General features: G+C 46.5%; 12 protein-coding genes and 1 other RNA gene. 3 read left to right on the plus strand and 10 right to left on the minus strand.

Annotation, left to right across the window (positions count from 1 at the left end; translation table 11 throughout):
- Positions 1-8: 8 nt before the first annotated feature.
- The 10 genes from C2M34_RS12805 to mnmC form a co-directional block, all read right to left on the minus strand.
- Positions 9-416, minus strand: a complete 408-nt coding sequence (locus C2M34_RS12805) for a hypothetical protein (RefSeq protein ID WP_105259002.1) — start codon at positions 414-416, stop codon at positions 9-11.
- Between the two features lie 24 nt (positions 417-440).
- Positions 441-1,019, minus strand: coding sequence for a class I SAM-dependent methyltransferase (locus tag C2M34_RS12810; protein ID WP_105259003.1), 579 nt, complete (start codon positions 1,017-1,019; stop codon positions 441-443).
- 1 nt (position 1,020) lies between these two features.
- Complete coding sequence (locus C2M34_RS12815; protein WP_105259004.1) at positions 1,021-2,034, minus strand: HNH endonuclease domain-containing protein; 1,014 nt, start codon at positions 2,032-2,034, stop codon at positions 1,021-1,023.
- Between the two features lie 824 nt (positions 2,035-2,858).
- Positions 2,859-3,548 (minus strand): YagK/YfjJ domain-containing protein, encoded by a 690-nt coding sequence (locus C2M34_RS12825; protein WP_158681448.1) that lies wholly within the window; start codon positions 3,546-3,548, stop codon positions 2,859-2,861.
- A 341-nt stretch (positions 3,549-3,889) separates the two neighbouring features.
- Entirely contained in the window at positions 3,890-4,096 is a 207-nt protein-coding gene (locus tag C2M34_RS16090) for an AlpA family phage regulatory protein (RefSeq protein ID WP_105259008.1), read from the minus strand.
- Positions 4,097-4,608: 512 nt separating this feature from the next.
- Complete coding sequence (locus C2M34_RS12845) at positions 4,609-5,826, minus strand: integrase domain-containing protein (protein WP_105259010.1); 1,218 nt, start codon at positions 5,824-5,826, stop codon at positions 4,609-4,611.
- Positions 5,827-6,038: 212 nt separating this feature from the next.
- Positions 6,039-6,395, minus strand: a transfer-messenger RNA (tmRNA) gene (ssrA, locus tag C2M34_RS12850).
- A gap of 166 nt (positions 6,396-6,561) precedes the next feature.
- The gene (gene rnt, locus C2M34_RS12855; protein WP_105259011.1) at positions 6,562-7,233 is read right to left on the minus strand and encodes a ribonuclease T; all 672 of its coding nucleotides are present in this window, start codon (positions 7,231-7,233) and stop codon (positions 6,562-6,564) included.
- A 471-nt stretch (positions 7,234-7,704) separates the two neighbouring features.
- On the minus strand, positions 7,705-8,064 hold the full coding sequence (locus tag C2M34_RS12860) for a hypothetical protein (protein ID WP_105259012.1): 360 nt from the start codon (positions 8,062-8,064) through the stop codon (positions 7,705-7,707).
- Between the two features lie 165 nt (positions 8,065-8,229).
- On the minus strand, positions 8,230-10,209 hold the full coding sequence (mnmC, locus tag C2M34_RS12865; protein ID WP_105259013.1) for a bifunctional tRNA (5-methylaminomethyl-2-thiouridine)(34)-methyltransferase MnmD/FAD-dependent 5-carboxymethylaminomethyl-2-thiouridine(34) oxidoreductase MnmC: 1,980 nt from the start codon (positions 10,207-10,209) through the stop codon (positions 8,230-8,232).
- 187 nt (positions 10,210-10,396) lie between these two features.
- Between mnmC and fabB the strand changes: the two genes are divergently transcribed.
- From fabB to C2M34_RS12880, 3 genes are all read left to right on the plus strand, one after another.
- On the plus strand, positions 10,397-11,611 hold the full coding sequence (fabB, locus tag C2M34_RS12870; RefSeq protein ID WP_105212973.1) for a beta-ketoacyl-ACP synthase I: 1,215 nt from the start codon (positions 10,397-10,399) through the stop codon (positions 11,609-11,611).
- 105 nt (positions 11,612-11,716) lie between these two features.
- Positions 11,717-12,832, plus strand: coding sequence for a 4-phosphoerythronate dehydrogenase (locus C2M34_RS12875; RefSeq protein WP_105259014.1), 1,116 nt, complete (start codon positions 11,717-11,719; stop codon positions 12,830-12,832).
- 17 nt (positions 12,833-12,849) lie between these two features.
- Positions 12,850-13,866 carry an aspartate-semialdehyde dehydrogenase gene (locus tag C2M34_RS12880; protein ID WP_105199113.1) on the plus strand — a complete coding sequence of 339 codons (1,017 nt, stop codon included), beginning with the start codon at positions 12,850-12,852 and terminating at the stop codon, positions 13,864-13,866.
- Positions 13,867-14,058: the final 192 nt, after the last annotated feature.

The raw sequence follows: 14,058 nt of genomic DNA on the forward strand, positions 1-14,058 counted from the left end.
CTAGGTAACTAACTGCATAAATTTATATTTGAGCGAAAGTGGGTCACGAAAGTCGACTCACTTTCTTTAAGCTGTTTATAGCTAACTTCGTCCATTGTTTTTTCTAATGTGCAGATACAGGCTTTTGTTTTATTAACAAATAAAGAACTGGTGAGTGCGCTTCGATCAGAATTGACGCAGCTATTGATTAGTTCATATTCTAATTCAACAGGGTACCTTTGTTGCTCAATAAAGTTTTTGTCTAGTTTATATGCTCCAAACGCTCCGATAAATAAGGCTGTTGAGGCTGATATCAAAGGCTTTTTGAACTTTTTATATGAATGGCCACCAAACGACTCTTTGCATTCATTGCACAAAATATTATCACCAAACTCGACTTTGTTGTCCGTTTTGCACGAAGGGCATTCTATTTGCATAATCTTCCCTGATTGATTAGTTAATTAGTGGTGGATAAGGATGGCATTCAACCAGCTTTCACTTCTATCCGGCCTTTTATCTTCTGAAATCCATATTGTCTCAATACTGACGTTAGATAAGGCTTTGACTAGGAACTCAAGCTTTTGCTCATTAAGGTCGGTAAAATGGCGACCATCTTTAATACGTTCTCCGTCGCCATACTTGAAAGACAAGTACCAAATGCCGCCTGGCTTTAGCGCCCTAGACAACTTATTGAATATTTCGGGTAGTTCACTCTCTAGAACATGGAGTAGGGAAGCACAACACCAAATCGCGTCATATTGAGATTCGGCTGTTACATCATCAAAGGTCTGGTGCTTAACTATCAATCCTGTTTCTGCACTAGCAAGCTCGCAAAGTGACTTACTGGCATCAAATGCATAAACGTCAAAGCCCATATCTAAAAAGGCTTTAGAATCTCTGCCAGAGCCGCAGCCAGCGTCTAGAATCTTGGCTCCCTTAGCTAAGTTAGCAGTAAACCTTGTATAGATATCTGTCATATCTACATTGACTGTGTCATTGAAGAAGGCTTGCGCGTTTTGCTCGTAAAATTGAATGCTCATATTAAAAAGTGATTATGCCTTTGATTTCAGGTTGCCAGGTGTGGATAAGAATACTTTTCGCTAACGTATAATTAGTCTGCAAGAAGGCTCGCCTTTGTGCCTCATTTTTCCCTGTTTGTTGGATAAGGGTTTCACGTAGTGGTAGGTGACTATTTATAAAGTACTCATTTCTCTTATGCAGCCTTTTTAGAAGCTCCAGAACAGGCACTTTAGCAAACTTTCCTTTTTCACCACGATTACAATCTTGGCAAGACAAAACCAAATTCCAGACACCGTTTATATTTGGTACATGGTCTTTTAGTGTCCAGGGTAAAAAGTGATCTACATCTACCAGCTGGTCGGCTTGAGTGTTGATACTGACAGGCTGATAGCAATAGAAGCAGCGACCCTTTTGATAGCCATTTAGGCTATCACGGCAACTAGTGATGTTGACTCTGCGTTCTTTTGTTCCGGTGAATAACGTCTTGAGCTCTTTATCGTACTCAACGCTGATTAGATTTCTAGCTACTCCCATTTTCCATGCTTGTTCTACCAATCTCCACCGAGCCTCTGTTTCGTTTTTAAAGTTAGTGAACTGCTCGTGCTCAGCCAACTTAAAAAAGTTTTCGGTAAGGCGGATACCGTTATGTGTCTTACGTTCATCGATAAAGAATCGGTGACCAATTTCACCACTGTTTACAACATGAAATGCGTCAATGACGTTGGCGAAGCCAAGCTTTACAGTTTGTTTGATTAGTTCGTCGTGATTAATTTCATCCTTATTGTAGCTTGAGCAGGCACTGAGAAACTTACTCGACAGTGATGTGATTTGTTTAGGGGAGTGTTTTAAATGCTCACACAGATGCTGGCTAAAAGGCACTGCAAGTTGATCGAGTGTGATTAAGTCATTGGGGACGGCTTTTAAGTCATATAAGGCTTTGGCTAGGGCAAATTTGTAGGATGCTACATTGCGGCCGAATAGGATAATAGCTCGCCAGTAGTTATCCAGCGTTGGTTCTACTTCATAAAATTCCATTTTATCTAATCCATTCTTCAACAGCTTCAGGGAGAGGTTAAAATTTAACGCCAATAAACGCAAGTCACATTAGGCTTACTGGTGGCCTTTGGTAATCTACAGTCGCTTGGCTATGCAGAAATATTTTAGGGGGATTAATACTAAATTAGTGATCGATCACTTTAAGGTTGTGATCGCTGATTTAGAGGTAAAATTCATAGAAACCTTGTTTTACTGTGGGTTACGGTACGTGATGGTGTTGGGTGCAAGGCTGTATGATTGTTTGGTATGTTCTTCAGGATTTTTTACTGAGAGCCAAAGTGATGATCGCTCTAACGAAAGCCATCCCTCTTTGGTGATACGACAACGTTTTTCTATGTTCGTTTTTTTAAAATAACAAAGGAGTGGTTGTTTTAATTAAGCCATCCTTGGCTCATTTTAAGGTCTGTATGATCGCTCTTTGATTATTTGGCTTTAAGCGATCACTGTAACGTTGTGGTTACCGGCGATATCGAATATCAGGGAGGTTGCCTCTTACAGCTCCCCCATATCTTTGGCTATGGATAAGAAACTCACTGCTTGGGGCAAACCCATTGCGCTTACAATGTTTGTGAATGTATTCAAGCTGTGTAAGACACAAGCCTAAGTATTCGACTCTAGTTAGCTCTTTATCTAAAGGAATGCCAAATAGGACTTTGGCTCTGCCGCCGTGTTTGAGGGCGTTTTTATTTCCTTTAGGGGCTCCTGCGCCTTTACGTTTTCCACCTCTGGGCATATCACTCTCCTGATGGATTATTAGGGCTACCTTGATTGCGATGAGTAGCCCTAAACCTAGAGTCGGCTGCTTATATTGCTGGGCCTCTATCAATATACTCTGGATTTACTCGGCTCATACCGAAACTGAATTTCTTGCCGCCAGCTGGCCTGTAGTCGGTTTCACTCTTTGCCAGGTAACTTAATCTAACGAAAAGGGCTTGTAGGGTGATCCAGAAACGTTCGTCACTTTTACGCACAAGATTGTAGTGTACATGGGGTATGTACGGAGCAATGCCACCGGATATTCTCTCCCATAGTTCCCGTACCACTTTGTATACCTTCTGAGGCGTTTTCACCTTGTTTCCGTTTAAGAGTAAGGCAACATGATAATGATGGTGAAGGCTCTTGCATTTCTCGCAGCTCCAGACAACCTTGATATCTGATTTATAATTGGCTTTTAACCTTTGCTTTATTTGCTTCAGAAAACGTTGAAGTACGCTATTTGAGTCTTCAGTATTTTGCCGGCCGTGGTGCAAGTCAAAGCGAAGCGCGAATACTTTTTGATATTGGCAGATAAATGAATCAACCAAATGGACTATCCTGTTCATTCGACTCTTATCAATGTTGTACTTTTTCAGAACCTTGATGATTAGAGCGATACCGCACTTTCCTTTAAAAAGGTGATCTCTCGCAAATGCAGGACTAATGAAACTTTTATGCCTTGTTAGCTCTTTATCTTCAGTTTCAATATTCATAAAGATGAACTTTGCATTAGTCATGAATAGAATCTCCATTCAATTTATTGGAATATATTTCGCTTGATATTAGGATAAAACCTTCGGGGGAGTTGCCCTTAAAGGCTGCTGTTTTAAGCTCTCTCATCGATCTTATAACCATCATTTCTTTTGCGTTTTTGATCGTTTTTGTTCGGTAATGTTCTGCACTAACTCGTTAATTTCCAGAGTCGGCCAAACCGAAACTTTGCCCAGCTTAATTGGTTTTGGCACACTGCCTTTTGACACGTGTCTCCTAAGCGTTAATACGCCCATTCTTAGGTACTCAGCGACATCATTTTCGCTCATGACTGCGAACTCTATGGGCACCATAATGCTGTGCTGCCTCATGAATCGCATGTTTGCTGTTTACCGAAGTTATCAATCCACTCATAAACTTCCGCTGCGTTGTACCTTACGCTCCTACTATTAGGGTGTAGTCGTTTGGCTTCAGGAAATCTTCCTAGTTTCTCCATTTCATATATGGTCGTTCTACTAAAACCCACTATCGATAATACTTCTTTTCGTGTTAATAATTTTGGAAGTCTATTCATCGTATCTCTCCAATTCTGTTTTAATAAAATAGGTGTGTTTTAACACCTGCGAACACCGCAGATCGGAATTTATCAACCGCGGACGAGACAAAGATTAAATGTTTTTTAATGCGATGCAACTTGCGGATAGCTTGCGGATAGATAGAAACGTAAACTTCAAGGAGATGCTTTTGCTCAACATTGGTATAAGCGATATGCTCCATGAATAGGTGCGCCTGAATTAATTTTGTTAGTGTTTACTTACGCTGCATTTTAGGTTTCATGTGTTTTCGTGTTTAAGGAAAAAATATGTATTTTGGCCGAGGCGACCTTGGGGATGATGGTGAAAAAAAAAGTGAAAAAAACTTGTCTACTTGCTTTTTGCACCTAATATTTGTGTGAAGAGGCGGTTAGGTGTGCATCGCCTCTGTTTTAATTAAGAATTAGGGGGATAACAGTGATAGCGAATAGCACTGTCTCTGTTGGCTAGGCGCCGTAATGATTCACCTATCTTTAGTTACTGAGTGGCATATTTAGACCAACTCAAAGCCTTTAATTTGCGCCTGAGTAATATAATCGCTCCACCAGCACATCATTTCCCTGCGCTTTTCTAAGTAGTCGGCTCTGTTATAAGCAGCACGCACTTCATTTTTGTCTTGGTGGGCGAGGGCTGCTTCAATAAGTACTGGCTCGAACTGCTGGTGGTCATTCAAAATGGTACTCGCCAGTGCCCTTAAACCATGAGCAACGAGTCGGCCTTTAAATCCCATGCGTTTAATCGCTGCATTCGCCGTTTGCAGGTTGGTGTGGGTGCGAGGGTTTCTATCTGCGGGGAACACGTATTCTCGATTACCGCTTATTGCACGCATTTTTTCAAGGATTTTTACTGCTTGAGGTGACAATGGAATGCGGTGTTCTTTGCTCATTTTCATACGCTCAGCGGGAATAACCCATAGCTGTTTTTCGAGATCTATTTCATCCCATTTGGTTTTAGCTGCTTCATTAGGGCGAGTCATTGTATGCAGCTGCCAAGCAATTAAACAGCGTGTTGTAGTTTTGATACTTGCATCATGCAGTGCAGAGAGAAATTCAGGCAACTCATCTTCTTTGATGGTCTTCATTGGGACTTTCTTTGGAGATGCAAAGGCCGAGCGAATACCCACCAGCCTATTGTGTTCAATGTATCCGGTATTAACAGCAAAATTCATGATGTCATTGAGCCGTTGGCATAGCCTTTTTACCGTTTCAAGGTTACCTCTGGCGGCAATGGGGTTAATGGCGCTGATCGCCTGCTGCGCGTCAATCGAGTGGATGGGGTGCTTACCTAGTGCAGGGAAAATATGTAAAGAGAGCGAATTCCATACATTTTTTGCGTAGTCTGCTTTGACTTTACTCTTATGAACGTCAAACCATAGCTCGGCAATGCGTCGAAGCGTGTTCTCTCTTTTTTCGGCTTCTTGTTGGTAATGGCGGTCTCTTTGCTCTTTTGGATCGATGTTATCAGCTAGCAAGGCTCTCGCGTCTTCTCGTTTTTTCCTCGCTTGTGCTAGAGTAACTTCTGGATATTTACCAATGCTGATGTTTGTGCGCTTTTTGGTGTAGGGCTTTTGGTATTTGAACACCCAGCTTTTAGTACCGTTGGGCATCACGTTCAAATACAAGCCATAGCCATCTGCTAGGCTTTGCACTTTGTCAGTGGCTTTGGTGTTTTTAATCTGCGTGTCATTTAATGGCTTAACTGTTTTTGCCATATGTACTATTCCCTGAAGGCCTTGATATATGGGGCTTTGACGCATCAATGTACTACGAGTTGGTGCGCTATGTACTAACTTAGTACATGAAATAGTACATAAAGAAGTGAATTCCAGCAAACGTGGGCGAACATTAAAGGCATTAAAAAACCCGCTAAGCCTTGAAACTCAACGGGTTTTTGAACGTTTTCGAACTTAATCGAACTCTAAAGTGGTGGAGCTGGGGGGATTTGAACCCCCGTCCGGAAAGCGTCGACCTTCGGTCCTACATGTTTAGTATCGTCTATTGGTTAACCTTTGAGTCTCGGACGAACACGATAAACAAAGGCGAGGCCGCTTAGTTTTAGCCCTTCAACCCCGGCCAGGGTTTCCGTAGCGAGTCCGTGTAGGGTGACACTTCAGAACCGGGTCCACAGACATACACCGGAGAAGTGCTAGCGGGCTATTATGCCGCTAGAGCGTAGTTATCGTCGTTTGCGATTACTTTAAATGCGGCTTTTTTACGAGGCCAACCGCACCTCGACATGCACCTTAGGCTTCTTGAATCCCGTCGAATCCTAATCAGCCCCTGAAATACGTTTCAGTCCTTGAAGTATAACTGAGTCGGCGCCTGGACCACAAGCACGATATGAGAATTTGTTATAAATCAGGGCTGTTCGTCTAGTTAATACACAGTAAACTGGGTAGTTGTATAACAAAACAGTCATGATCGCTCAGGTTGGGCGCTAATCATGATTACTCTGACGCTGTTTGTTCAGGGTTTTGCTCCTGCTCATTTATCGGCAAAGGCCAGCCGCCAAGGGCTTGCCATTTGTTGACTATATAGCAAAAGAGCTCGGCGGTGCGCTCGGTGTCATACAAGGCACTGTGCGCCTGGGAGTTATCGAATTCGATGCCGGCGGCACGACAGGCCTTGGCCAGCACGGTTTGTCCCAGCGCTAAGCCCGCCAGTGAGGTGGTATCAAAGCTGACAAAAGGGTGAAATGGGGTGCGTTTAATTTTGCAACGCTCGATGGCGGCATTCAAAAAGCCGTGATCAAACGCGGAGTTATGGGCGACCACAACAGAGCGCTGACAACCGGCGTCCTTTTGCGCCTTGCGCACAAACTTACAAATGCTTTTTATCGCCTCAAGCTCGTCAACCGCGCCGCGTAGTGCGCAAAACGGGTCGATACCGTTAAATTCGATGGCTGCCTGCTCAATATTGGCGCCCTCAAACGGAGTAATATGAAAATGCTCGGTTTGATCCAGGCTCAGCACACCCTGGTCGTCCATTTTTAAGGTAGTGACAGCAATTTCCAATAACGCATCGGTTTCTTTATTAAAGCCTGCGGTTTCAACGTCGATAACTACTGGAAAGAAGCCGCGAAAGCGTTGTGAAAAAAGAGGTTGTTGTGCGTCTGCCATCTATTTACTGCCCAAAGCCGATAAAGGTCGGCTATTATCGCAAAAACTCGACCCGGCCAACAGGGCTAAGGAAAAATTATTGTTGCTCACCCGAGCTGCCTCTAGGGAGAGGTTTATAAATTGCTAAATTTCCTATAGAGCCAGAATGTAATTTGAGGTCAAAGAGCCAATTAGATGTTGAGTCCAATAATACCCTGGTTGAGTGGGGGCAAAAACCGTCGCGTGGTGATCCAGATGGCTAAGCCTTAGCAAGGCGTTAGTGAATTCGGGGAAAGTAAAAAGCCAGCGGGCCGCTGGCTTTTTTATGCTTATACCAATTCTGTTAAGTATGTGAGCAGAGATAGCGCTGGATAAATGATGTGATAACAAGGCGGAATTTTTCTTATGTAGTTATTCTCCATAGAAAAATTCCAACGCCGTTAGCATGATATTTAGCCCGCTAGAATGATTAGCTATTTAAGTGAATTGGTATCACATGTCGCCGGCGGTCTTGGCGTTGACCATGGCGCTGATCTCTGTCCATTCGCCGCGCTGGTATACGGCAATGCGCAGCGGGTGGCCGGCAACATTATAAAACAGGGTAAAGCGGTCGATATCGCTGGTGATCTTCAGCGGCTCACCCAGTTTGTCGCTATAGAACGACTGCACCTGGCTGTCACTAAGGCGAGTGAAACCGTCTAAGACCATAGGGTACTTTTTTTCCACCGTCATGTGGGTTTGAAAATCTTTTGGCAACGGCAAAATAGATAAGTCGGCGTTAGCCTGGTGGCTGGCGGCCATCAGCAGGCCTGCAAATGTTAAGGTTGCCGCTCGACGAAGCGCGTTGTTCATGGTTTCACTCCATTTATATAAAATTATTAACCTGGATTGTAGGTCTAGGGCTTTATTCGTCTTATCCGTGTTAAGGGAATAAATAAGTTACGGCTCAAGCAGTTACTATCCCAGTTCAGGTTTATTACTTATCATATATAAAGTTAACCCATGTTTAACGAAAAATCATGTTATTTGTCCGCGTTTTAGGCCTCGGATAGTAAATCGGGCCGGATGCAGGGCCTGATCAACACGCAAACTAAGAGGAAGTGGTTCATCACACAGGCTGGCAACCAGCGCCTCGGCACATATGGGAGCAGTGCATAAACCGCGGGCTCCGAGGCCGGTAAACAGGTGTAAACCGCTAAACTCGTGCTGCAAGGGCTCAGCTTGCTGCCATACGCCCACACCCAGTTGTGGGAAGGCCTTCATATATTCATGATCTTGTGCATATTGACCAAAGAGCGGCAGGTGATCGCTCAAGGTGGCGCGAATGGCCGCCTTAGCGCCTGTGACTGTGCCTAACTCCTCGGTCCAATCACATTCACCATAAAAGTCGGCAAATTGCTGCCAGTTGGTGTCATTATCCTCGGCGCGAATATCCCGCTCTTTGGTGTCCTTGGTAAAGGTGGCGCCCATGCAATGCGCGCCCTGGCTACTTGGGGTGAAGTAACCCTTGTGGCAAAGCACGGTATTAAGTTTGCTTGAAGCCGAGCTGTTTTCCAGATGTGATACTTGCCCGCGCACGCTTTGCAGCGCCAAGCCTTGACCCGGCAGCAGGCTGTCACTGTGCTCACCCATACAAATAAAGACATCGTCGAACGGGCCGTAGGTTTGTTGCTCACCCTCTAGATACCATTGCCCGTCTTGTTGACTCAAAGAGCGGATAGGGGTGTTAAAATTGAGCTCGTGCGCCACCTCTTTACAGGCGGCATCCGCTAAGGCCTGCACCAATTGTGGCGGGCTCAGCCAGCCACCTTTGGGAATAAACAGGCCACTATAAGGGATATCCACTGCCGCTAATTCACTGGCTTGCTCTGCATCCACCTTGTGAATAAGCCAGTTAGGCCAGTTATCCTTGGCCACCAAGTTAGCGTGGCGTTTGCGCATCTCATCCTTTACCCCTTGTAACAAGACGCCGCACCATTGGTGATCGAAGGTGAAACCCTCACTCAGTAATTGATCATACAAGCGTCTGGCGTAGGCAAAGCTGTGGGCAAAGAATTCACTTGAAGGCGACACATCCGCCTGTAGATGCGGGTAGAGGGCGCCCTGATTATTGTGGGAGGCACCCTGGGCCAGATCGCCGTCGGCGCAAAACAAGGTGGCGGCGATATTGCGGGCGCTAAGACGATGCAGCAACAGGCTGCTGGCAATGCCGCCGCCGATAATGGCGACCTTATTTAAGGCGCGTGCCTGGCGCTGATAGGGAGCTGGGCAGTTGGCCTGTGCTGTCGGCGCTGTTAGTTGACCTACTATCATCTCCCGTTTACGGCCATAGCCCTTAACTTTTTTTACCTCAAAGCCTGCATCTTTCAAGCCGCGGCGGACAAAACCGGCGGCGGTAAAAGTGGCAAAGGTGGCCTGCTCGCGGCCTAAATGAGCCATGGCATCGAACAGGCTTTGTTGCCACATATCCGGGTTTTTACTCGGTGCAAAGCCGTCTAAAAACCAGGCATCGACCAGTCCGGCGCTGCCATAATTTAGCTGAGCCAATGAGTCCTTTACATCGCCTATCCATAAATCTAGGGTAACATTGCCAAAGTGCAGACGGTGGCAACCTGGCAGGGCGTCAGGGTACTGGGCCAATAATTGCTCGGCATATTGACTCAGTTGCGGCCAGTTATTCAGGGCCTTGGACAGATCGACTTTGCGAATGGGAAATTTCTCAAATGAGATAAAATGCAAGCGCTCGGCCTTTTTATCGGCACACTGGGTAAAGCGCTGCCAGGCATTAAGAAAGTTAAGGCCGGTGCCAAAGCCGGTTTCGGCAATCACAAAATGTTTGCGAGGATGTGATTTTAGTCTCTCATCTATCTGATTATGCTGATAAAATACAAAGTCAGATTCGGCCAAGCCGTCTTCGTTGGAAAAATAAACATCGTCAAAGGCATCGGCTACCGGAGTGCCGGTGTCATTAAAATGGATAGTCGCGTGGGTGATCATGAAGACTCAAGGCTTAACAGTTTGGCCGCTATTTTAACGTCTTTAGGGCGGCACGTATATTGTCACCAAAAGATCATCGCGACATGCTTGAAAAGTTCAGAGTACAGATGTACGCTGGAATGACCACTTTGTAGGACATTTGCGCGTACACTACACGCAATTTAGGAATAAGCTAGGGTAAATTCTCATGAGAAGAGCCGTAATTACGGGTATCGGTGTAGTTTCAAGCATCGGTAATAATAAAGAAGAAGTATTAGAGTCTTTAAAAACGGGCAAAAGCGGTATCGCTTTTAACCCAGAGTTTGCTGAATACAACCTTCGTAGCCAGGTTTCTGGCAGCATCGACTTAGATGTGAAAGAGCACGTTGATCGCAAAGCATTCCGTTTTATGGGTGATGCGGCAGCCTATGCTTATATTTCTATGGCTCAGGCGATTGCCGATGCCAAACTAACGGATGAGCAAGTATCTAACGAGCGCACCGGCCTTATCGTTGGCTCAGGTGGCGGTTCATCTAAGTACCAGGTTGAAGCGGCAGACACCTTGCGCGAAAAAGGCGTTAAGCGTGTAGGTCCTTACATGGTTCCTCGTACCATGGCGAGCACCACTTCTGCGTGTTTGGCCACTCCTTTTAAAATTAAAGGTGTTAACTACTCAATCAGCTCGGCTTGTGCCACTTCTGCACACTGTATCGGTCACGCGGTTGAGCAAATCCAGCTGGGTAAACAAGACGTGATCTTCGCCGGTGGTGGTGAAGAGCTACACTGGACCCTAGCAATGGAATTCGACGCCATGGGTGCCTTGTCTACCAAGTACAACGAGACACCTGAAAAAGCATCACGCACCTATGACGCTAACCGTGACGGTTTCGTTATCTCTGGTGGTGGCGGTATCGTGGTTGTTGAAGAGCTAGAGCATGCCCTTGCTCGTGGCGCGCACATCTACGCTGAAATCACGGGTTACGGTGCCACTTCTGATGGTTACGACATGGTAGCTCCTTCGGGTGAAGGTGCGGTACGTTGTATGCGCCAAGCCATGCAAGACCTGGACACGCCGGTTGATTACCTGAACACGCACGGCACTTCAACGCCTGTAGGTGATGTAAAAGAGCTGGGTGCGATTCAAGAAGTGTTCGGTGGCAACTCACCTGCTATCAGTGCAACCAAGGCGATGACGGGTCACGCTCTAGGCGCTGCCGGTGTACACGAAGCAATTTACTCATTGCTAATGCTTGAGAACAACTTCGTAGCACCGTCTATCAATATCGACGAGCTGGATGAGCAGGCACAAGGCCTGGACATTGTGACCGAGCGTCGCGATGTTGAGCTTAACACCGTGATGTCTAACAGCTTCGGTTTTGGTGGCACCAACGCGACCCTGGTAATGAGCAAGTACAAAGCTTAATACCGACCTGAGTTTGCAGAAAAAGCCACGCAATTGCGTGGCTTTTTTGCTTTGTGGCAGCAGCATGATTAAAATAGCGCTCCGCTAGTCCCTCTGGGAAGAAAAATGAAAATATTAGCAGATCAAAATATGCCCCTTGTGGATGCCTTTTTTGCCCCTCTGGGCGAGATTGAGCGATTCGATGGCAGGGCCTTGACTCCAGAAATGGTCAAGGATGCGGACGTATTACTAACGCGCTCGGTGACCCAGGTTAATGCCGAGTTGTTGGCGCAAAATACCAGCTTAAAGTTTGTCGGCACCGCCACCATAGGCGTCGATCATATAGATCAAGCTTACTTAGCCGAGCGTCAGGTGCCTTTTGCCAGTGCTCCGGGTTGTAATGCGGTGGCCGTAGCCGAATATGTGCTCAGTGCGGTGTTTGCCCTAGCGCAAGAGCAGCATTTTTCTGTGTTCGACAAAACCATTGCCATTGTTGGTGTCGGTAATATCGGCCAGTGTCTGGCGGATAAACTCGCCGCTATCGGCGTGAAAACTCTTTTGGTCGACCCGCCGAGACAGACGCGCGGCGATGTCGGAGACTGGCACAGCCTGGAAACAGCCCTAGCCGAGGCCGATATCATCACCTTTCATGTGCCCCTGGTTAAAGACGGCGAGCATTGCACCTATCATTTACTCGATAAGCAGCGCATCGATGCATTGAGTGAAGGTAAAATTCTGATCAATGCCAGCCGTGGTGATGTGATAGACAATCAGGCCCTGTTAGCGCGTCAGCAAGCCGAGGATGACTTATGCTTGGTATTGGATGTGTGGGAAAACGAGCCGGATATTCTCGAAGAGCTGTTGCCCTATGTAGAGCTGGCGACGGTGCATATTGCCGGACATACGCTGGAGGGCAAGGGCCGTGGTACCTTGATGCTATATCAAGCCTTGTGTCAGCACCTAGATCTGACACCCAACAGTGATTTAGCGCAGCATTTGCCGACACCAAGCCTGACTCAGCTTACTCTAAGCGAGAGCTGGAGTAAGGAGGAGCTTGGCGCCCTGGTACACCTAATTTACGATGTGCGTCGTGATGACGCCATTTTACGTGCACAACTGCATAGCCATGGCTTTGATCTGTTGCGCAAAACCTATCCGGTTCGCCGCGAGCTCAGCACCTTGACGCTCAGCGGTAGTAACCCTTACCTGAGCGCCTTGGCAGCGTTTGGGTTTAGTATTTAACGCCTTGAGGAAGAGATATGTCGCAAAAATATAATGTCGCGGTATTGGGCGCCACTGGTTTAGTGGGTCGTCAAATCATAGAGACCTTGGCGGAAAGAAAATTTCCGGTTGATCAACTGTTCCCATTGGCCAGCAGCCGCTCTGCGGGTGAAGAGATTGAATTCAACGGCGAAACCATAGAAGTACTTGATGTTGAGCAGTTCGACTTTGCCAATGCGCATATTGGCTTGTTCTCGGCCGGTGGCAGTGTGTCTGAAAAATACGCGCCCATCGCTGCAGAGGCTGGGTGTGTGGTTATCGACAATACCTCACAATTCCGTTACGACTATGATGTGCCTCTGGTTGTGCCGGAAGTGAATGCGGCCAGTCTGGCGGATTTCCGTAACCGCAATATTATTGCCAACCCAAATTGTTCAACCATCCAGATGCTGGTGGCGCTTAAGCCAATTTATGATGCTTATGGCATTGAACGCATTAATGTCTCTACTTACCAGGCGGTGTCGGGCGCAGGTAAAGAAGCGGTTGACGAGCTGGCAAAGCAAACCGCTAACCTGATGAATGGTCGTCCACTGGACAATAAGGTTTTCACCAAGCAAATGGCGTTTAACGTTATTCCGCAAATCGATGCCTTTGAAGACAACGGCTATACGCGCGAAGAAATGAAAATGGTGTGGGAAACGCAGAAGATCCTGGGTGATGAAACCGTAATGGTGAACCCAACGGCGGTGCGCGTGCCGGTATTCTTCGGTCATGCCGAGGCCATTCATTTAGAAACCCGGATGCCGGTGGACGTTGAGCACGTTAAGCAGTTATTACAGGATGCCCCGGGTGTTGAGCTTATCGAAGACGAGCATGATTACCCAACGCCGGTATCCGATGCCAGCGGCAACGACAGTGTTTATGTCGGCCGTGTGCGTCAGGATATTTCTCATCCGCATGGCTTAAATATGTGGGTGGTGAGTGATAACACCCGTAAAGGTGCGGCTACCAACAGCGTACAGATTGCTGAAGAGCTGATCGCTCATTATCTTTGATATCAGCGGCACAGGTTGTCGACCTTTGCCGCTATGGTTGTAGGTCGGCATTCTATGCCGACAAAATCCTCAATTAATATCACCATGTCGGCGCACAGCACCGACCTACAAGAGAGCGGCTAATGGCCGCTTTTCTTATACATATCAAGCGCTTCGTTCTAGATTTAAATTGCCTCACTGGTCGTGGATATT

The sequence above is a fragment of the Pseudoalteromonas sp. T1lg88 genome (assembly GCF_002964765.1).
Taxonomy (GTDB): Bacteria; Pseudomonadota; Gammaproteobacteria; order Enterobacterales; family Alteromonadaceae; genus Pseudoalteromonas.